The 20,747-nt window shown below is 72.1% G+C and carries 14 protein-coding genes; 10 read left to right on the forward strand and 4 right to left on the reverse strand.

Translation table 11 applies throughout. The features are described 5' to 3' along the window. The first annotated feature begins 83 nt into the window (after nucleotides 1–83). Nucleotides 84–713, forward strand: coding sequence for a phosphatase PAP2 family protein (locus tag AB0G56_RS09455; protein WP_360966119.1), 630 nt, complete (start codon nucleotides 84–86; stop codon nucleotides 711–713). On the opposite strand, the gene AB0G56_RS09460 is transcribed toward AB0G56_RS09455, so the two are convergent. From AB0G56_RS09460 to AB0G56_RS09475, 4 genes are all read right to left on the reverse strand, one after another. Further along, a complete protein-coding gene (locus tag AB0G56_RS09460) occupies nucleotides 701–6,052 on the reverse strand; it encodes a DNA repair ATPase (RefSeq protein ID WP_360966122.1) in 5,352 nt (1,783 codons plus the stop codon). The two genes, AB0G56_RS09455 and AB0G56_RS09460, sit on opposite strands and share 13 nt — an antisense overlap. Nucleotides 6,053–6,154: 102 nt before the next feature. Next, on the reverse strand, nucleotides 6,155–8,260 hold the full coding sequence (locus AB0G56_RS09465; protein WP_360966125.1) for a flotillin family protein: 2,106 nt from the start codon (nucleotides 8,258–8,260) through the stop codon (nucleotides 6,155–6,157). Between the two features lie 611 nt (nucleotides 8,261–8,871). Beyond that, nucleotides 8,872–9,837, reverse strand: a complete 966-nt coding sequence (locus AB0G56_RS09470; RefSeq protein ID WP_360966128.1) for an FAD-dependent oxidoreductase — start codon at nucleotides 9,835–9,837, stop codon at nucleotides 8,872–8,874. A gap of 9 nt (nucleotides 9,838–9,846) precedes the next feature. Beyond that, a complete protein-coding gene (locus tag AB0G56_RS09475; RefSeq protein WP_360966131.1) occupies nucleotides 9,847–11,292 on the reverse strand; it encodes a carph-isopro domain-containing protein in 1,446 nt (481 codons plus the stop codon). Nucleotides 11,293–11,666: 374 nt separating this feature from the next. Here AB0G56_RS09475 and AB0G56_RS09480 point away from each other — a divergent pair, with 374 nt between their 5' ends. From AB0G56_RS09480 to AB0G56_RS09520, 9 genes are read left to right on the forward strand one after another with little or no spacing between them, the layout of a single operon-like run. After that, a complete protein-coding gene (locus AB0G56_RS09480; protein WP_360966134.1) occupies nucleotides 11,667–12,020 on the forward strand; it encodes an ATP-binding protein in 354 nt (117 codons plus the stop codon). Between the two features lie 44 nt (nucleotides 12,021–12,064). Then, nucleotides 12,065–13,375, forward strand: a complete 1,311-nt coding sequence (locus AB0G56_RS09485; RefSeq protein ID WP_360966137.1) for a glycosyltransferase family 4 protein — start codon at nucleotides 12,065–12,067, stop codon at nucleotides 13,373–13,375. After that, a complete protein-coding gene (locus AB0G56_RS09490) occupies nucleotides 13,372–14,370 on the forward strand; it encodes a D-2-hydroxyacid dehydrogenase (RefSeq protein ID WP_360966139.1) in 999 nt (332 codons plus the stop codon). The genes AB0G56_RS09485 and AB0G56_RS09490 overlap by 4 nt, the downstream gene beginning before the upstream one ends. Nucleotides 14,371–14,373: 3 nt before the next feature. Beyond that, a complete protein-coding gene (locus AB0G56_RS09495; protein ID WP_360966142.1) occupies nucleotides 14,374–15,483 on the forward strand; it encodes a radical SAM protein in 1,110 nt (369 codons plus the stop codon). After that, a complete protein-coding gene (locus AB0G56_RS09500) occupies nucleotides 15,483–16,601 on the forward strand; it encodes a hypothetical protein (protein ID WP_360966144.1) in 1,119 nt (372 codons plus the stop codon). The genes AB0G56_RS09495 and AB0G56_RS09500 overlap by 1 nt, the downstream gene beginning before the upstream one ends. 17 nt (nucleotides 16,602–16,618) lie before the next feature. Continuing rightward, a complete protein-coding gene (locus AB0G56_RS09505) occupies nucleotides 16,619–17,410 on the forward strand; it encodes a radical SAM protein (RefSeq protein WP_360966147.1) in 792 nt (263 codons plus the stop codon). Between the two features lie 17 nt (nucleotides 17,411–17,427). Next, a complete protein-coding gene (locus AB0G56_RS09510) occupies nucleotides 17,428–19,143 on the forward strand; it encodes a carbamoyltransferase C-terminal domain-containing protein (RefSeq protein WP_360966150.1) in 1,716 nt (571 codons plus the stop codon). 5 nt (nucleotides 19,144–19,148) lie between these two features. Next, nucleotides 19,149–19,763: an HD domain-containing protein gene (locus AB0G56_RS09515; RefSeq protein WP_360966153.1), complete on the forward strand. Its 615-nt coding sequence runs from the start codon at nucleotides 19,149–19,151 to the stop codon at nucleotides 19,761–19,763. Further along, the gene (locus tag AB0G56_RS09520) at nucleotides 19,760–20,746 is read left to right on the forward strand and encodes a glycosyltransferase (RefSeq protein ID WP_360966156.1); all 987 of its coding nucleotides are present in this window, start codon (nucleotides 19,760–19,762) and stop codon (nucleotides 20,744–20,746) included. The genes AB0G56_RS09515 and AB0G56_RS09520 overlap by 4 nt, the downstream gene beginning before the upstream one ends. Nucleotide 20,747: the final 1 nt, after the last annotated feature.

Genomic DNA, 20,747 nt, shown 5'->3' on the forward strand with positions numbered 1-20,747 from the left:
CTTCACGAGGATTCCACTCCTGCACCCACGAGCGTTCCCCGCGGCGCTCCCGCACTCGAGAACCCGGCCCGGAGATCCACCTGATGACGACTTCCTCCCCGACCGCCCTTGCGCTCGACGGCGCGTCCATCGACGGCGGCCTCTACACCGACGTCACCGACTTCGCCCGCCACACGCACTGGCTGAACGGGACCGCCGCCGCCTACTCCTCCATCGGCATGGGCGTGTTCGTGCTCCTGCTGCTGGCGGCCTGGTGGGGCGCCCGGCGGCAGGGGAACTCGGTGATGGCAGCCGTCCTGGCGACACCGTTCGCCGTCGTCATCGCCTACGTCGCCAACACCGGCATCAAGGACGTCTTCGAGGAGCCCCGCCCCTGCCGGGCCCTGCCCCACGACTTCCTCATCGAGGCGTGCCCCCCGGTGGACGACTACGCCTTCCCCAGCAACCACACCACGGTCGCCTTCGCCTTCGCGGTCGCGCTGCTGATCGTCAGCCGCCGGCTGGGCTCCGTCGCGCTGCTGGCCGCCGTGGCGATGGGCGTCTCCCGGGTCTACGTCGGCGCGCACTACCCGCACGACGTCGCCGTCGGCGCGGTGGTCGGCAGCCTCGTCTCGGTCCTCGTCATCCTGCTGGCCTTCCGGTTCTGCACCCCGCTGGTCCAGCGCCTGCGGGCGGGGGCGCTGCGCCCGCTGCTCGCCGCTCAGACGCCCTGAGCGGCGCCCCCGGCCCCGGGCTCGGCTCCGGACTCGGCCCCGGCCCCCGCGGCCGGGGCCGCCGCATGCCCGGGCCGGGCCGCCCCGCCCGTGAGGGCCGCCTCGATGGCGGCCATCCGGTCGGCCAGCAGGGCGAGGGCGGCCGTCGCCCGTACGAGCGGGTCCTCGGCGGGGCCGCCCAGCGCCCGGGTGCGGGCGTCGGCGGCCTTCAGCTCGGCCCAGCGGCCGGCCTGCTCCGGGGTGAGCGTGCCGCGCAGCTCGGCCAGTTTCAGCAGGTTGGCCTCGGCCCCGGAGGTGAGGGTCTGCGCCTCGGCCGTGAAGTGGTCGTCGACGACGGCGGCGGCCTCGGCCTCGTTCATGACGGGCCTGAGCCGCTGGGCGATCTTGTTCATGGTGCGGTAGGACCCCTGGAGCCGGAACGGCGGCTCGGTGCGCGTGTCCTGCGACCGGGCGGCGGAGGCGATGTACGCGGCGTTCACCGCGAGGACCGTCTCGCGCGCGGCGAGCAGGTGGCGCAGCACGCCCGTGATCTGCTCCAGCTCGGCCGGGGCATAGGGGTGCGTGAGCCGGTCCGCGCGGGCCGCCGGGTCCTCGCGGGCCAGCCGGACCAGCAGTTCCAGGTCCTGGCGGTCGCGGCCGGCCAGCGGGGCCAGGACCGGGTTCGCGGTGAGCGCGTTCTCCACGAAGCTCAGCGCGAACACGTCCTCCTTGCCGGTGAGGACGTCACCGAGGTTCCACACGTCGGCGCGGTTGGCGAGCATGTCGGGGACGCGGAAGCGCTCGCCGGACTCGGTGTACGGGTTTCCGGTCATGCACACCGCGAAGCGCTTGCCCCGCAGGTCGTAGGTGCGCGGCTCGCCGTTCCACACGCCGTCGACGCGTCGGGTGGCGTCGCACAGCGGGATGAACTTCTGCAGCAGCTCCGGTGAGGTGTGCTGGATGTCGTCCAGGTGCAGCAGGGTGTTGTTGCCGGCCGCCAGCGCGAAGTTGATCTTCTCGACCTCCTGGCGGGCGGTGGCGTTCGGGGCCTGGTCCGGGTCGAGCGAGGTGACCGCGTGGCCCAGGGCCGGGCCGCTGACCCGCACCATCATCAGACCCAGGCGTTCGGCGACGTACTCCATCAGCGTCGTCTTGCCGTAGCCGGGCGGGGAGACGAGCAGCAGCAGACCGCCGGTGTCGGTCCGCTTCTCCTCCCCCGCGGTGCCGATCTGGCGGGCCAGGCTGTCACCGACGAGCGGCAGGTAGACCTCGTCGATGAGCCGGTTGCGGACGAAGGCCGCCATGGAGCGCGGGCGGTGCTCCGCCAGCCGGAGCCGGACGCGCTCGGCCGCCACCAGCTCGGCCCGCCGGCGCTGGTGCGCCCGGAAGGCGGGTACGTCGCTCAGCGCGAAGCGCTCCGTACGGGCCAGGAACTCGTCGATCCGCAGGGGGAGGGCGCGCCCGGTGATGCGCGGGTGGGTGCCGAGCAGGCCCTCGGCCACGGTCACCGGGGAGACGTCCGACTCGTAGCGGGGCAGGTCCGGGCAGAGCTCGGCGGCCACCGCCTCGGCCAGGTCCCCGGCCACGGCCTCCGCGCCGGTGGAGTCGGCGTACGCCGACAGCCACGCCCCGGCGAGCTGGCGGCGGGCGGCGAGGTCGCCGAGCGCGGCCAGGTCCTCGTCGTAGGCCGAACCGCCCACCGTCCGGCGGAACTTGTCCAGCAGGGTGCGGGTGGCGGCGGCGAGGACGAAGCCGTCGGGGCCGGTGGTCAGCTCCTCGAAGAGGTACGCGGCGGCGGCACGCGCCGCCGTCCGCGCACCGTCCGCGTCCCCGGCGGGGTGCGCGTCCGACCGCCCCCGGGCATTCCCCGGCCCGCCCCCGCCGAACGCCCCCGGCGCCGGACCGGCCGCCTGCACAAGCCCGGCCCCGCCGACGCGTCCGGCCCCACCGCCCCCGGCGGGGTACGCGGTGAGTCGCCCTCCGGCGGCCCCCGCCGCCCCGAGCACACCACCGCCGAACGCCCCCGGGCCGCCAGGAAGCCCGGCCGTCCCCGGCTCCCGGGCCGTGCCGGCCGCCCCTGCCCGGCCGTCCGGCCCCGCCGCCGCACCGGCCGGACCGCCGGTACCGCCCGCGCCGGAACCAGGGATCCCGTGGGCGGCCCCGGCGCCGTACGCGGCCCCCCGGGCGGCCCCGGTCCCCGCCGTCCACCCCCCGATCGCCTCCGCGAGTTCCTCCTCCAGTTCGCTCACGGCGCTCGCCGCCGCCGGGCCGAACGTGTCGCGGGCGCGGGCCAGGGAAAGGGCCCGCCGGGTCCAGGCGGAGCGGGCGTCCGGTGTGGTGCCGTGGGCCCAGAACAACTGGGCGGCGGCGCGGGCCGCGGGCTCGTGGCGCAGTACGCCCACCCGCTCGTACACCGGCAGGAGAGCCGTGAGGACGACCGTGGCGTCGTGGTCGTGGACGCCCCGCTCGTACCCCTCGTCGTACGCCTCCCCGGCGGCGCGGCGGACCAGTCCAGGCAGGTCGTCGGCGGCCGCGAGCGCGGCCGGGCCGTGCTCGCGCAGCAGCCGGGCGGCCAGGTACTCGCCGCGGTAGACCTCCGGCGACTCCGAGGGCAGCTGCCGGTCGCCGTGGGCGCGGGTCGCGGCGACGTACGGGTCGGTGACCGGGGCGCGGTAGTCGGTGCCGGTCAGCGCGAAGGCGAGGCCGTCGCCGTCCGGGACCAGGGTGAGGTCCAGGGGCTGGGTGGTGACGGCGAAGCGGTGGGTGCCCAGGCGGACGGTCCGGCCGCCGTCGGCGTACAGGTCGGTGCGGTCGCGCAGGGCGCGGCCGGCCTCCTGGCGGGCGGCCTTCAGCCGGCCGTCCAGTTCCTCCGCCCGTACCGGGTCACCGAGTTCGCGCAGTTCGCCGGCGGTGCGGCGGACCTTGGCGACCATCGGGTCGGAGGCGAAGTAGGTGCTGACCGCGTCGGCGTCGGCGAGCGTGCCCGCACGCCGGGACACGGTCTGAAGGATGCGGTCGGCTGCTGCCGCCAGCTGCCCGGCGCGGCGGGCGCGGGCGTCCAGGAGGGCCTGCTTGCGGGCGGAGAAGGCGTCGTGGACCTCGGTGCGCTTGGCGGTCAGCTCGCCGAGGAAGTCGTCGAACTCGGCGAAGCGGGACTCCAGGTCCTCCAGCCGCACCAGCGTGCCCGAGAGCTGCTCGTCGCACGCCTCGGGGCTGTCGGCGGCGGCCAGCGCGCCGGTGACCGCCTGCCCGAGCAGGGCGAACTCGGCGGCGAACTCGGCGCGGCCCTCCCGCTCGCCCAGCTCGCGGCGGCGAGCGTCGAGGAGGGCGCGGGCCCGGTTGACGCCGCCGAGCACCTCGGCGATGCGCTCCAGGACGGAGGTGCGCACGGTGGCGTCGCCGATGTCGAGGCCCGCGACGACCTCGGTGACCGTGCGCAGCGTGCCGGCCAGTTCGTCGAGCCGGGCGGCGACGGGTTCCGCGCCGGCCACGGACTCGATCGCCTCGGCGTCCGCGGCGAGCCGTTCGACGTCCTGGTGGTGGCCGGCGAAGGCGTCCTCGCGGGCGAGGAAGGTCACGGCCCGCTTGCCGAAGACGGCGAGGTCGCTCCCGGCCCCGGCGGCGAGTTCGTCGATGCGGACGGTGTCGGCGTACCGCATCTCCTTCAGGGTGAGCAGGTGCCCCTGGGCCCGGCGCAGTTCGGTCAGGCCGCTCACCCAGGCGGCGGCGGAGCGCGGTGCCTCGCCGCGCAGCCGCCGCACCACGGCGGCGAGCCGTCCGCCGGCCTCCTCCAGCGCCTGTTCGGCCCGCAGGGTGAGGGTCCGTACGGTGCGGAACTCGGTCAGCACCTGCTCGGCGGTGGCCCGTACGGCCTCCAGCGGGGTCCGCAGGTCACCGAGGTCGGCCTCGCCCAGCCAGTGGTGGGTGTCGGCGGCCCGCACGCAGGCGGCGGCCAGCGCCTCGTACACCTCCACGGTCGGCGTGGTCTCGGCGACGGCGCGGCTGATGGACAGCAGGTCGGAGATGCCGCGCACCAGGTCGGCGTTGCCGACGCGGGCCAGCGGACCGGTGCCGGCCGTGGCGGCGGCGTGCGTGTCGGAGACGTACGGGGAGGCCCACAGCTGGATCGGATGCACCCGGGCCGGTTCCGCGGCCGTGCCCGCCGGGTCCGCGCGCAGCGCCGGCAGCGCGCCGTCCTCGAACAGCGCCCAGCCGTGGCAGGTCAGCGGGGTCGCGACCTCCTCGCGGATGGTGTTGTACGACAGCAGCAGACCGCGTCCCTCGGCGCGCGCGTGGAAGGCGTACAGCACGTCCTCGCCGTAGGGCGAGCGCACCTCGCGCTCGAACTCCAGGCCGCTGGTGTCCAGTTCGTACGTCTTGTACGCCCCCGTGGCCAGGCAGTAGCCGCCGGGGAAGACGATGCCCTGGTCCTCGGGCAGGCGGCGGCACGCCTGCCCGATGCCGTCGAGGCGGACGACCGAGCGGGTGAGGGTGTTGAAGACCAGGTGGCGGTGGGTGTCCTCCTTGTAGGGGCGGACGCGCAGCAGGATCAGCGCGCCCACGCGCGCGTGCGCGATGTCGGCGTCGGCGAGGGCCTGCAGCGGCTCGTCCACCGGCTCGCTGTGGATGCCCTCGCCGGTCTCGGTGTCGTCCTCGGTCTTGACGGTGAGGGTGCCGCCGACGGTGGAGACGTAGATCTCCCCGGCGACCGAGACGTGCGGGTGGCGGCCCAGGCGGTGGTCCTCGCGCGTCGCCGCGGTCCAGGTGAAGTCGTGCGCGGGCGGCAGCACGTGGTCGCGTTCGCCGCGCGCGTCGAGGAAGGCGGCCCGTCCGTCGTCGGCCAGGTTCCAGCGCAGGACGCGGATGTCGTCGGCCTTCTCCCCGGTGCGGAAGACGGCCAGCAGCCGGCCCTCCACCCGGTGCAAGCGCAGCAGCCGGGCCTGCCGGTAGTAGCGGTGCAGGGCCGCGAACTCCCGGACGAACGCCGCATCGTCGAGCAGGCCGGGGACGGCGTCCTCGGGCAGCGGCTCCAGGTCCCGGTCGTACAGGGCGAGGACGTCGCCGATCCGCGGCTCGGGCCGGGTGCCGTCGTCCGGCCTCGCGTGCGCGCCGTTGTACCCGAACAGCAGCCGGTCGCCGACGGCGACGACGTCCCGCGGGACGCTGGGGTGCTCGGTGCGCAGCCGCCCGGTGCCGGTCAGGTCGAGCCGGGTGGCGCCGAACTCCCCGGCCCGGCGGGCGTTGAGCTGTTCGGCACCGCGGGCCAGCTCCGCGGCCTGGGCGGCCAGCCGGTCGCGCAGCACCTCGTAGGTGCCGCTGTCCACGGCGCCGTACGAACCCGTCTGCTGGGCGGTTGCCATGGACGTGCGTCCCTTCGCAGGCTTCCAAGTGGTGTGGAGCGTGGGCGGGGGCCCGCGCAGCCGCCGACCCCCGTACGGCGGCTGCGCGGGCCCCCTGGTCCGTCAGACCCGGGCGGTGCCGTTGACGGCGAGGGCGGTGACCGGGGTGTCGGCCAGGCCCAGCTCGCCCGCGCGGTCCAGGAGCTGCTGGAACTGGCCGGCGTGGCTGCCGCCGGAGTTCATCAGCTTCATCAGCAGCGCGGACACGGTCAGGTTCTGCACGTCGGCGGTGGACACCGAGCCGAGGATCCGGCCCAGGTCGTCGGCGAGGCTCGCCGAACCGTCCAGGTAGGGCCGGGCCAGCGCCTGCGCGGTCGCGGAGTGCTCGACGAACCCGTCGACGCCCTTGCCGAGCGAGATCGCGTTCACCAGCCGGTCGAAGAAGACCGACTCGCCGCCCACGATGTCGATGTCGGCGTGCTCCAGGCCGGTCGCCAGCACGGTGGCCTGCGCCTCGGCGACCTGGCGCTGCACGTCGAGCCCGGCGAGCCGGATCTCCTTCTCCGCCTGGAGGCGCAGCCGGTACTCCTCGTGGCCGCGCGAGGCCTCGTCCAGGGCGGCCATCGCCGCCGCCTTCTCGGTCAGGCCCGCCGCCTCCGCCTTCAGCTTCTCGCCGATCGCGGTCGCCTCGGCGAGCGCCTTGGCCTGCGCTCCCTCGGCCTCGGCCCGCAGCCGCGCCTCGGTGCCCTGGGCCTCCGCCCGCATCCGCGCCTGGGTGCCCTCGGCCTCCGCGAGCATCCGGGCCTGGGTGGCCTCGGCCTCCGCACGGCCGGCCTTCTCGATGACCTCGGCCTCCTTGTCGCGGACCTGCACGGCGGCCAGTCCCTCGGCGGCGGCCTCCGCCTGGACGCCCTCGGCCATCCGCAGCTTGGCGCGGGCCTCCAGGTCGGCGGACTTCAGCTTGGCCTCGGCCAGGGTCAGCGACTCGGCGGCGCGGTGGGTCGCGGCCTGCTCGGCGGCCTCCGCGGCCTTGATGTCCTTGACCAGCTTCTCCTGGGCCTCCGCCTCGGCGGCGATGATGACGGCCTGCCGCTCGCGCTCCGCCTCCTCCACGGCGCGCAGCTTCTTGATCGACTCCTCCTGCTCGGCGACCGTACGGTCCACCGCCACCCGCTCGCGCACGACCTCGGCGATCTCCCGCTTCTCCGCCTCGACCTCCTTGTCGGCGGAGATCTTCGTCAGCTGGGTCTCCCGCTCCCGGGCGATGACCTCCAGCATCCGGTCCTTCTCGATGCGCTCGTTCTCGACGGCGATGACCCGCTCGCGGTTCTTCGCGGCGACGGCGACCTCGCGGGCCTGGTTCTCCCGCTGCACGCCGAGCTGTTCCTCGGTGCGCAGGAAGGCGCTCTGCGCACGCAGCCGCTCCTCCTCCACGACCCGGGCGGTCTCGGCCTCCTCGCGGGCCCGGGAGGTCTCGATCTCCCGCTTCTGCTTGATCTCGGCGTCCACCTGCCGGCGCTCCAGCTCCAGGATGGCCTCGCGCGCGTCGACGTTCTGCCGGGTGATCTCCTTCTCCTCGGTGCGCTGCGCCTCGTTGGTGCGCACGTGCTCCACGGCCGTCAGCTCGGTGATCTTCCGGATGCCCTGCGCGTCGAGGACATTGGCCGGGTCCAGCTGGGACAGCGGCGTCTGCTCCAGGTAGTCGATCGCCGCGTCCTCCAGGTGGTACCCGTTGAGGTCGACGCCGATCAACTCGATGATGTGGTAGCGGAGTTCTTCGCGCTTGGTGTAGAGGTCGGTGAAGTCCATCTGCTTGCCGACGGTCTTCAGCGCCTCGGAGAACTTCGCGTGGAACAGCTCCTGGAGCGTGTCCTGGTGACTGGCGCGCGCCGTGCCGACGGACTGGGCGACCTTGATGACGTCCGCGGCGGACTTGTTGACCTTCACGAAGAACGAGATGCGGATGTCGGCCCGGATGTTGTCCCGGCAGATGAGGCCGTCACGCCCCGAGCGGGTGATCTCGATGGCCTTCACCGAGATGTCCATCACCTCGGCCTTGTGCAGCACCGGCAGCACGACCTGCCCGGTGAAGGTGACGTCGACCTTGCGGGTCTTGGAGACGATGAGCGCCTTGCCCTGCTCCACCTTGCGGAACAGCTGGGAGAAGACGAACAGCACGAGCAGAACGAGGATCAGACAGGCCGCGACGAGCGCGCCGATGACAACCATGGCAAACGTCCCCTGGAGTAACGAAGTTGTGGCGTGCGGGCGGCGACACCGGCCCTCGGAGGCGGATCCGGCGTCCGGGTGTCAGCTCTGACGCCCGCTCGCCGATCCCCGGTTCCGGGTCCGCTCGCCGCTCTTCGCGGCCGCCCACCGCGCCCCGCCCGCATCGCCGGTCCGGCGCCCGCTCTTGCGTACGGCCACCGGTCCCGGTCCCGGTGCCTGGCATCCACCACCCGGCACGGAAACGTTCCGGCATGGAACGTCCCCGGACGGGTGTCAGGTGTCGGGCGCCGGCGGGTTGTTCGAGGTGCGGTGCGCGCGGATCGTTCCCGTGCGGTGCGCGCGGATCGTTCCGTGCGGTGCGCACCGGCGGGCCGTGCGGCCGCTGACGTGGTTCCCCCTCTCCCCCGTACGGTCCCCGGGCCCGGCCCGGCAACTGCCGGGGCCCGGCACCGGAAACCGTCCGTAGTGCTCCCCTGGCGTCATGATGCCCGCACCCGCGCACGGAGCGCATTGCCGGTCCCCGGCAGTGTTCGCCCCTGCCTCAGTGCCGGTGTGCTACCCATGTTCGCGTCAAGGAGGTGCCAAGGTTCGGCATATTCCTTGACGCGGCCTTACGAGCCTTGCGCGGCCCGGACTAGGACGGCTGCGACAGTTTCGGCGCAGCCCCACGACAACGTGACACCGGCGCCCCCGTGCCCGTAGTTGTGCACGACCAAGGTGCCGTCCTTCCGCAGGTCCCGCTCGACACGGACCGTGGCGCGGGTCGGTCGGGTGCCGATCCGGTGTTCCAGGACGCGAGCCTCAGCCAGCCGCGGTTCGACCTCGGTACATCGCGCGAGGATGCCGGCCGCCGCCGTATGGTCGGGGGCCAGGTCGCCCTCACCGTCGATCGCTGTCCCGCCCAGGACGACGGTGTCGCCGTGCGGGTAGAAGCACAGCAGGTCGGGCGAGAGGCCGGTGTCCTCGGAGAAGAACTCGGTGAGCCCCGGGTTGGCGACGACGACATGCTGGCCGCGGATGGGGCGCAGCTCAGAGTCCGGGACCAGGTGGCGTGCGCCGACTCCCGCGCAGTTGACGATCGCCGAGGCCGTGCCGGCCTCCGCGAGCGAGGCGAGCCACCGCTGCTCGACCACTCCACCGGCTTCGTGCAGTCGGCGCAGGAGGTAGTCGAGGTAGGTGGGCATGTCGATCAGTGGCACGGTGAACCGGTAACCCGCCGTGAACCCGGCCGGAAGTTCGGCCCGCTCGCACGGTCGGAAACCCGGCAAAGTGGTGGCCCAGTCCGGCGCGGCCTCGGCCGTGCGGGACGCCTCGATGCCGCTGGTCAGCCGGACGCCCGTGGCCAGGTCATCGGCCAACCCCTGAAAGACCTCCAGAGACCGTTGCCCCCACTGGTCGACCTTGTCCTTCGGCTCGACCAGGTAGGGCCCCCACATCGCCCCGGCCGCCAGCGACGTGGCCCCCGGCACCTGCTCGGCGATAACGTGCACCGAAGCCCCGGTCTCGGCGAGAACGACGGCTGTGGTGAGCCCAGCCACCCCAGCCCCGACAACGACAACGCGCTCCCCTGCGGTCATGACCCGACCCTAACGGCCGGGTTGCGTCGATGGGGCGTGTCGGGCGAGGGCATCCTCCAAGGCTGGCAGGAAGGCGTGCACGTGGGGGTTGCGCTGTCGGCGGCGGAGGTCGGCGGCAAGCTGGTGGAGCAGCGCCGCGCTGCGAGGCGAGCGGACGGCATCAAGGCGGTCGGCGGCGATCTGGCCGATCTCGCAGGCTGCCTCCAGGTCTCCATGCGCGCTGTGTCCCAGGGCCAGCCAGGCTCCCTCGAACATGGCTCGGCGCTGGCTTGGGTCGCCGCGCGGCACGTCGTACGCCCCGGACCTGAGCATCTCGGTCCCCTGGGCGAGGAAGCGGCGACTCTTCTTTCCGCTCTCCGCCTTCTGCTGTGCACGACCCATCTGGATGAGGCCGTAACCAGCCTGGCAGTCCAGGTGGTTGTCGGTGAGGAAGTACATCCAGCGGGGCTCTTCTTGGCGGCCGTCCCGGCTTGCGATCAGTTCGCGGGCAGCGCCACGAGTGTGAGCGAAGTCGTTGTCACGGACGGCGGCGGCGTACGCGTAGGCGAGCCGGGACAGGACGGACGCTCGGACAGCCAGCGGGGCGGCGTCACTCGCACGGCGGGCGGCCTCACCGAGGGCGATGGCGTCAGCTGGGTGTCCTCGACTCGCCGCCTGGAAGGAGAGGTCGCCCAGGATGTGGGCGCACAGGGGAAGATCATTGACCTGATGCGCGGCCCGGAGCGCCGTGACGAAGTAGCGCTGCGCCAGTCCGTGATCGGCCGCGTCGAAGGCCATCCAGCCGGCCAGCTGGCCGATCTCCGCGAGCGCGCGGATCAGACGGCTCGCGGCAGCCGGAGAGTGGCCGCCTTCGCGAATCAGCAGCCCGACGGCCCGGAACTGTGCTCCGACGTAGGGCAGATGACGTGCCCCTCCGTGCTCGTCATCGAGCAACTGGAGCATGGGGAGGTGCTGCTCGACCTGGTCCACGAGCGGATCGGTGCCGAGCGACGACGTCATTCGGGGCGTGTACTGACCGCGTCCCGCGGTGCCGTCGAGGTACTGGGCGACGATCGCAAGGAGTCCCGCGCCCGAGATCGCGAGGAACCGGCGACGGTCGACGAGCCCTCCCATCACCCAGTCCTCCACGATCGCCTCCATGCCCTGCGCGGTCCAAGGCCGCGCGAGATCCGTGTCCGCGGGGACCAGCGCTGACGAGTCGCCCACACGGCCCTGCCAGAGTTCGGCCACCGAGACATTTCTACCCAGCTCCTGGGAGAGCACGTAGGCGGCCATCATCGGCAATGGCGAGCGCGGCAGGGAGCCGGCGTCCCGCCAGTGGTACGGCGCCGACTCGGCCACCGTCCCCGCGCCGAAGACCCGGTTGAGCTTGCGGGCGAGCGCCTTCGGGCTCCACCCGAGTTCGTCGAGGCACCCCGCCAGTACGACATTGGGCTCGCCTGTCTGCGGTGCCACGTGCGACCACCCTTCGCTCCAGTGGTTCGTCCATCACTTCGCGGGCCCCATGGTGATGCCCCTGGACGGACGATTCACCACCGCCGCACGGAAGTTGACCGAGTTGACCCACTGATCGGGTCCTGTCTGACCGTCCCTCTCCTGTGTTCTTGGATCCCGGCGGAGGCGCCCGTCTTCCGAGCCGACGGAGAAAGAGGTGGGCCTTGAGACAGCACACGAGCACCTCCCCAGGTCGACCGGGCGGTGTTCTGGACCGTGACGCCGGACGACCAACCTCCGCCCCCGGACGCAAGCTTGTCGCTGGAGACGGCACGACCACCCTGATCACGGATCTGCCGTACGGACCGGAAGCGGCCGAAGTCGCCCGGTGCGCCGTGACGCTGGCGCTGCGCGGCGCGGAGACGGACGTACTTGCCGATGCCCGCCTGATCGGATCGGAGCTCGCGACGAACGCCTTCGTCTCGGGCAGTCCTCCGTTGGTTCTGTGCGTCGACCGCAGGAGTCTGGCCAGCGGCGGCCTGGAGGTCGAGATCACCGTCACCGACGGCGGCTGTTCCCGACCCGCACCCGCTTCTCCTGCCGCTCCCGAGGAGCAGGCCGAATCAGGACGGGGACTGGTCATCGTCGATGCCTTGGCCGACGCCTGGTCGCTGACCACTGGCACCCACGGCTCTCGTGCCTGGTGCCGACTCGCCCACAGGCCGTGCTCTTCGTCCGCCGGCGCCTGATGTCCACGCCTGCCCAAACCCGTCCTCCAAGGAGGCACCACACAGTGCGCATCGACCATGCGACTTCCCCACCCTCACTCACGGCTGTGCCGGAGGCCGCTCATCGGCCCAGGGTCGTCGTCGCTCTCCACGAGGGCTTCTACGGCGCGGAGTCGGGCTCCGGCTTCAGCAACCGCGCCTTCCTCACGACACTGGCCCGGCTCCTGCCGACAGGCCGCCTCTCAGTGATCACCCCGCACGTGCCCGAGACCGCGGGAGCGCACGATCAGCGGTGGGCCAGCGAGGTGCGGCAGATGCTGCGACAGGCCGCAGCCGAGGTCATCACGATCCCCAAGGTCAACACGCCGCCGGACTCGGTCCGCGGCTCGGTTCAGCTGTGCGACCTGGCGGGCGAGGCGGCCATGCGCATCGCCGCGCACGCGAGCCGGTGCCTCCTCATCGGCCTCGACATCCCGTTCCTCGGGCTCGCGCCCTACACGTCGCCGACCACGGACCTGCTGCTCATACCCCGCTCCACCACCGCGCTGACGCGGCCCAAGGACGTCTCCCGCGTCCGCTGGGAGCGGGACGCCCTGCGAGCGGCGACACTCCGAGGTGCGCGCGTCGGGGCTATCTCCTCCCACATGCGAGGCCACCTCGTCGTCAACTACGCCGTCCCTCGGTCGAGCATCGTGAGCATCCCGAACGGGTTGATCCGTGAGGAGATGGTCAGGCCGGCCACGGCTCTGCCGCTGCCTTTCAAGGCCCGCGCCGGATTCCTTCTCGCCATGGGCCGCGCAGTCCCGACGAAAGGCTTCGAAGACCTCCTGGAGGCGTTGCGCCTGCTGAAGGAACGCGGTGTCCCCGTTCCTCACCTGGTGCTGGCTGCCGTGACCTCGGAAGAGCACCAGCATCTCACCTCGTACCAGCAGGACCTGGCGGCCCACATCCGCGCGCACGATCTGGACGCGACTCTGATCACTCGCTTCACCCCCGCGATCCGTGCCTGGCTGCACAGCCCGGCCCTGCGTGCGGTCATCGTTCCCTCTCGCGAGGAGCCCTTCGGCCGGATACCCCTGGAGGCGTTCGCAGCCGGTGCGGGCCCGGTGGTCGCGACCACGGGCGGCGGCCTGGCTCAGACCGTCATCGACGGCGAGACCGGCTTCACGGCCGCACCGCAGGACCCCAGGTCCCTGGCGTCCGCCCTGCACCGGGCCCTGACCGTCCTGCCCCGAGAACGCGATCGGCTCCGGAGCGCCGGGGCGGCCCTGGTGCGCTCCCGCCACGACTACGAGGCCAGCGTCGGTTCCGTCATGGACCGCATCGCCCCTTGGGCGCTGGCGCGGTCAGCCACCGTGGAGGGCCGCGCGCGATGAGCCGGCCGGTGGTGCTGATCAACCTGGAGTCCCCGCACTCCTTCTGGCGGCTGTCCTCCGAGCACGAGCGTGCGCTGTCCGCCGCCTTCCCCGGCGTCGAGTTCCGCAGGGCGACCGATGAGTCCGTGCCGCACCAGCTGGCCGACGCACACGTCTACTTCGGGTGGCGATTCGCCCCCTCGTGGCTGTTCGCCGCGCCACATCTGAAGTGGATCGCTTCCCCGGCCGCCGGCACCGACCATCTGCCGGTCGCCGAGGCGCGCTCCGTCGGGGTGGTCCTGACCCGCTCCTACGGCTTCCACGGCAGGCCCATGGCCGAGCACGCCATGGGCCTGGTCCTGGGCTTCTCCCGCGGGCTGTTCATCAGCGAGCGTGTCCAGCGGAACCGTGGCTGGTGGAAGGACGACCTGGCCGAGGAGTTCTTCGACCTGGCGGGGGCGACGATGACCATCGTCGGCTGCGGCAGCGTCGGACGCCACCTCGCCCAGGCCGCTCGGGCCTTCGGCATGAACGTCATCGGAGTGCGCCGGACACCACCTGCGGCTTCCGAGGGCGGGATCACGTGGGTGCACACGACGGCGGTGCACCAGGCGGTGTCCGTCGCCGACGTAGTGGTCAATCTGCTGCCCGCAACCTCGGCGACGGGTCGCTACTTCGACCACAACCTCTTCTCGGCGTGCAAGCCCCGCTCTCTCTTCCTCAACCTCGGCCGCTCGGCAACCGTCGACCAGTCGGCCCTCCTGGCCTCCCTCGACACCGGCCACCTGCGCGGCGCGGCCCTGGACGTGTTCGATCCGAAACCGCTGCCCGCCCGCCATCCGCTGCGGCTCCACCCCCGGGTCGTACTCACCCCGAAAAGCTCGGTGTTCTGCCGCGCGTACATGGACGCGGCGGTGGCGTTCTTCGCCGACAACCTGCACCGCTACCTCTCGGGCCAGCCCCTCAACGGCCTGGCCGAGGCGCCCGCCACCCGCTCTCCGCTCGTAGGAGGCTGACCAATGCCCACCGCAGACCACGACGCCCTGGCCGCCGCATTCGCCGCCGCAGGCCGCAACCACCCCTATCTGGCCTTCACCCTGAACTCGCTGTGCAACCTGGACTGCGTGTTCTGCAAGCCCCGGTGCATGCCGGACTACGGGCACAAGGACCGGCCCCTGACCGCCTCCGACTACGCGGCCATCGCCACCGAGGCCGGGGCCTGGGAGATCAGGAAGGCGCACTGCTCCGGCGGTGAACCGACCCTCCGAGCCGACATCCTCGACGTCATCGCGGGCCTCGCCGACGGCCTCGGGCCCGACGCCGCGATCGGCATGACCAGCCACGGCAACCTGCGTCGGGGGCTGAAGGTCGAACAGCTCCACGACGCCGGCCTGACCTACCTCAACCTCAGCCTCCACAGCCTCGACCCGGCGCGGTCCGCCGCGATCATGGGCGGCGGCGACCCGCGCACCGCCCGGAGCACCCTCGACGCCGCCCTCTCCCTCGGCCTGCGAGTGAAGATCAACTGCGTCCTTCAGCGCACCTACCTGGACGACGCCTTCGCCGTGGCCCAACTCGCCCGCTACCTGCCCGTCGCCGTCCGCCTGATCGAACTCCAGAACATCGGCCCCGCCCAGGCGCTCTTCGACACCGAGTTCATCACCGAGGCAGAGGTCCGCGACCGTCTCCACGAGTGGTTCGCGGACGCCGGCGAAGTCCCCCGGGACCAGCTGGGCGTCCGCAGCCCCGGTCAGTACCTCCGTCCCGACGGCTGGGCAGGGTCGATCGGCTTCATCTCCAACTCCAGCTGCGCCACCTGCTCCGACGCCAACCGGATCAAGATCACGCCCACCGGAGTGGCGCGACCCTGCATCCTGCACAACCGCGACATCCCCCTGAAGCCCCACCTCGCCGACGGCACCCTCGGCGACGCCTTCGCTCACCTCTTCCAGGCCATGCTCGACCGCAACACCAACGACGCCTGGCAGGGCTTCCACTACGTCGACTACGACCTACGCTGGGACCGGATGGAGCGCCCGGAAGGCACCCCGGTCGTGCCCCTGCTGCCCGTCCTCCCCACGGGGGCAGCTGGCCCCGCCTGCTCCCGCGCCTCCACCGCGGAGCGGTGATGGTTGTGGTCGACGCTCCGCCTCTCTACCAGGAGCTCGGCGCTCTGTACGAAGGCGAGCTGGACGCTCACGGCGTCGGGGCCGTGATGCTCACTCACAAGTGGCAGCCGGCCGACCTGCTGGCTCCGCACTCCGACATCGACGTACGCGTCATCCTGCGCCAGGCACCTGCGGACTGGGAAGAGTGGAACCACCGCCTGGCCGCCGCACACGCCACTGCGGTCGGCCGAGAGGTCTGCCACCAACGTCTCCTGGAGCACCCACCCGGCTTCGCGTTCACCATGACGGAGGCGGACGGGAGACTCGTCTCCGCGCCCGAACTCGCGACCTGGTCACTGATCAGCGGCAGCGCGCGGGACTTCCAGCGCTGGAAGTCACGGGCGCAGATGGCGCCCTGGTGCGAGGTCGATGAACGGTTCTACCGGGGAATCCTCCAGGCTCGGATGGGCGGCCGATACCAGCTGGCCGCAGACAGCACGGACAACGTGGTGGAGAACATCGCCGCGTACCGACGCCACTGCGTGGCGTGGCACTACCTCGCCCCGTGCTGGTTCGCTGCCGCCGCACTCGCCACCCGTACCCGCTGCCCCGGAAAGACGGCGGCCCTCACCCAGTGGCGGCCGGAGGGACTGGACGGATACGCCGAGCTGTTCCTCCGACACTCAGAGAACCGCTCCGATTTCCGACCGCGGAGTCCGCGCCACCTGCTCCGCGCGGCCCATGTAGCTCTGGAGGCGGCCATGCGCCGCGTTCCTGACGGGGGCCGCCCAGACGGCCAAGGGCATGAGCACGCTCGTACTGACTGGGTGATGACGGCCGGCATGCTCCGTGTACGCGTCGCCCGCTGGCTGTACTACCTCGATCCGCCCCCCGGCGTGGCGACCGAGTACCTGATCCGGCGGGAGGCGAAGGAACTCCGCTCCGCCGCGCAAACCCTGACCGTGCTCGCGGCAGACGAGGCGACTGCCGCCCAGCGGCTGGCCGCCCGAATGGCGGCGCTGATCCCCACCGGACCGACCACCGCCGACACCCTCCGCGCAACCCTCACTCGCTGGCAGCAGCAGAAAACCACCGTCCAGGACTTCCTCAGCCTCACACCCGACGACGTCCACCTCTGACCCAAGGAGTCTCGCCAATGACCCCGCGTGCGCCGGTGCCCCGCACCCTCAAAACGGCCAAGGTCAAGATCACCACGAAGTGCAACCGGCACTGCGACTTCTGCATCTTCGCCGACGGCGCCCAGGGCGAGAACATGTCCCTGTCGCTGTTCTCCACCATCCTGACCCGGCTGGAGACCATCCCCTTCCAGCAGCTGCACATCAACGGCGGCGAACCCACCGTGCACCGGGACTTCCCGGCACTCAGCGACGCCGCCCGCACGCGGTTGGCGGACAGGGTCATGGTCCTGGGCACGAACGCCATCACCCTGGCCCGCAACAAGCCGATCATGGAGGCGACCCTCCGCTCCTACGACCAGATCCTCATCGGCTGCGACGACGAACACGGGAACTACGACGAGGTGCACGCCGTCGTGCCCCGCCTCCGCGAAGCCGGCAAGACCGTGGTCGTCAACAGCGTCCTGGAAGGCATCAGTTCCACCCGGCTCACACAGCTCGGGACGCTGTGCGAGAAGTACGGCGCCATCCATGTCACCAACCACGTGCACCACGTCGACGTCGGCCAACCCGCGAACGAGCTGCGCGGCCTCTGCGACCGCTACCTCGACCAGCACCTGATGATCGAGATGGACGGGTCCTGCTACCGCTGCTTCAACGCCATGGCGAAGGACGACAGCGAGTTCAGCATCTGGGACGAGCACTTCGCGGCCAAGGTGTTCGCGCCCCGCAGACACCACTTCCGGTTCTGCCTGCGCTGCCACGAGTACACCGACTCCGGCGCCGCACTCGTCCCCGCCCTAACCGTCTGACCGGGAGGTACACCACCATGCCCGCAGTCCTCGGACTGAACTTCCACCACGACACGGCCGCCGCGTTAGTCGTCGACGGCCGCCTCTACGCGGCCGAAGAGGAGCGCTGGAGCGGCGTCAAGCACAACCACCCCAGCCGCAAGGGCACGCTCACAGCCCCGACCTGCGCGCTCCAGTGGTGCCTGGAGGCCGCCGGCATCGAACCGGAGGACGTGGACGCCGTCTGGGCCGCCTCCATGCGTCCCAACCCTGCGGCCGGCTGGTGGCTGGCCGAGGAGCGGGAGGAACTCGCCGCCCTCCTGCCCGCCCCGCTCGGCGAACACCTCCGCCTCCTCTCCCACCACACGGCCCACGTGCTCTCCGGCTATCTCCTCTCCGGGCACGAGCACGCCGCGGGCCTCGTCATCGACGCCGGCGGCTCCTCACTGGGTTCCGACTTCGGCCCGGGCCGGGAGCGCATCACCGGGTACGACCTGTGGCCTGATCGCATCGACCGCCTCCACCAGGGCATGCCGGCCGTCGTGCCGGGCCCGGTCGGGCCCCGGCGCGTCCACTCCTCCCTCGGGCACTTCTACCGGAACCTCGCCCGGCGGGTGATCCCGCCCGGCGACGAGCCCGAGGGCAGCATGATGGCGCTCGCGGCCTTCGGCGATCCCCAGCGCTACGGAACACACATCCGCGAACTGGTCCGGCTCGGCGACGAGGGCGAGGTCCGCATCGACCACCCGTGGGGTTCGGCGGACGGCAGCACACCGCTGCTGCTCGATGGCCGGGCTTGGACCGCCGACAACGTCGCGGAACAGCCGGAGCACAAGCGTGCCGACCTGGCCGCCGCCGTCCAGGAGGTCTTCGCCGAATCGGTCGTCCACATCGCCCGCCACCTGCAACGACTCACTCGGGCCTCAGCGTTGGTGTTTTCGGGCGGATGCGCCCTGAACTCCCACCTCAACGGCCAGCTGGCCGTCGACAGCGGCTTTGACACCCTCTTCGTCGCACCGGCCCCGCACGACGCCGGCACAGCCGTGGGCGCCGCGCTCTACGGCTGGCACTACCAGCTCGGGCAGGAGCACGTTCCGGTGCCGACCGACGCGGCCTGGGGCCCCGATCCGGGCGCGCTGCCCACGACGACGGTGCCGTCCGGCTACCACGCCTTGCCCCACCTCGGGCTCGGACTGGCACCCACAGTGGCGGCGCTGCTCGCCGAGCACCGCATCGTCGGCTGGGTGCGGGGACAGCTCGAATTCGGGCCGCGTGCCCTCGGCCATCGCTCGATCCTCGCCCACCCCGGTCACGCCGCCACGAGGGACCGACTCAACACGATCAAGAAGCGAGCCGCGTACCGCCCGTTCGCGCCAGCCGTCCTCGCCGAGCACGCCACGGAATGGTTCATGTCGGCGGGCGACCCTTTCATGAACCGTGTCGCCACCGTACGACGGTGCCGAGCCGACCGCGTCGCGGCGGTCACCCACCACGACGGCACCGCCCGCGTCCAGTCCGTCGCCGCCGACCACCAGGGCCTGCGCGACCTCCTTGAGCAGTTCCACGACCTCACCGGACTGCCGCTGCTGCTGAACACATCCTTCAACCGCAAAGGCACCCCGATCCTGCGGACCGCTGAGCAAGCCGTGGCAGCGGCGGTGGACCTGCGCCTCGACGCCCTCGCCGTCGGGGACACCCTGCTGCTCGCCGATCACGTCCCCGATCCCCGTGCCGCGTCCCTTCGTACGAGGTGAGGCGGATGGACCCCATCGACCTCGGCCACGTCCTGACCGTGCTCGGTGCCGCCGCGTGGAGCCCGGACGGGCAGCCCCGCGCCCGCGTGGCCGCTGGCCTCGCGCTCACGGTCTACGACGGCCACACCCGCGACCAGGGCACGCCATACCTGGAGCACCCGCTGGCCGTCGTCAGGCTCCTGCGAACGGAGATCGGCGTCCGCCGCCCGCTGACCCTCCTCCTCGCCCTCCTTCATGACGCCTTGGAGGTGGCCCCTGAGTCGGAGGCACTGCTCGTCCATCACCTCGGCGGCCCGTTCACCGCCCGCCTGCGTGCCATGACGGCCGACCACCGCCTCGAACAGCGCACGAAGTCCGTCGGCGACGAGACCCGCTGGCGCGCGAAGCAGGCCGCGCTCCCGCCCGAAGACCTCCTTGTCCGGCTCGCCGACCGCCTGCACAACTTGCGCGACCTCGCCGCGTCCCCGAACCTCGACCGGCACCGACGGTTCCTCCAGACCCTGGGCGATTTCCACCTCCCCCTCGCCGACGCCGCCCGCGACCTCGGCCCCCATCTGGAGACCATGCACGCGCGACTGCACGCCGAGTACGTCCACCACATACAGGAGGTACGTCCGTGAAACGGGTCGTCTACTCGATGGAGCCGGTCGGCCGGACCGGCGGCCGGGTCTACCTACGGATGCTCCACGAGGTGACGGCCGACGACGTGGAATGGCGCACCGTCCCGGACCACAAGCGGACCTACCGGGTCCGCCGCTGGCGCAAGCTCCGCCACCTCGCCCGCCTGGCCCCTTCCATACGGGCGCTGCACGGCACCACCGGCACCTTCGTGTGGGACGACCTGAGCCTGCTGCTGTTCACACCCGAGATGCGCGCCCGCACGGTGTTCCTCCTGCACCACTACGAACCGCTCCAACACGACTCCGCCCCCATCGAGGCCGTACTCTGGGAGAGGCTGTTCCGCGTTCTGCCGCAGTGCGCCGCCGTGGTATGCGTCGCCCCGTACTGGGCCGACCAGCTTCGCGCCCGAGGCGTCCGCAACGTACGGGTGATCTACAACGCCTTCGACATGGCCGAAGTAGAGCAGGCACGCGGTTACGACCGGGCCGAGTGCCGCGCCGAGTTCGGCCTGCCACCTGACGTGATCGGCGTCTACGCGGGCAAGGCCGTGCACTGGAAGGGGACCGAGGAGGTCTTGGCAGCCCTGGCTGGCGTTCCCGGACTGCGGGTGATCACCAGCGGCAGCAACACCATCGGCCTCGACAGCGCGCACTACGACGTCGAGCGCGAGCGGTACCTGCGTCTGCTGCGCGCCTGTGACGTCGGTGTCTTCCTCCCGCGGATGCGGGAGGGCTGGAGCCGCTGCGCCGCCGAGGCTTTACTCCTCGGCCTGCCCTGCCTCATCCGCCCGGTGGCCGGCCTGGGCGACCTCGCCGCGCTGGCTGGCCAGCCGGCCCCGGACCTCCGCCGCCTCCCGGCACAGATCCGGCAGCGCGCGGCGGCACGCCACACCGAGGCCAAGGCCGCGTACGAGGCCCTGGTCCGGTTCGACCTGAACTACTTCGGCGACGCGTGGGGCAACCTCCTGGCGCAGGTCGCCTGAC

Origin of the sequence: Streptomyces sp. NPDC021356 (assembly GCF_040641015.1) — a bacterium.
Classification (GTDB): Bacteria; Actinomycetota; Actinomycetes; order Streptomycetales; family Streptomycetaceae; genus Streptomyces.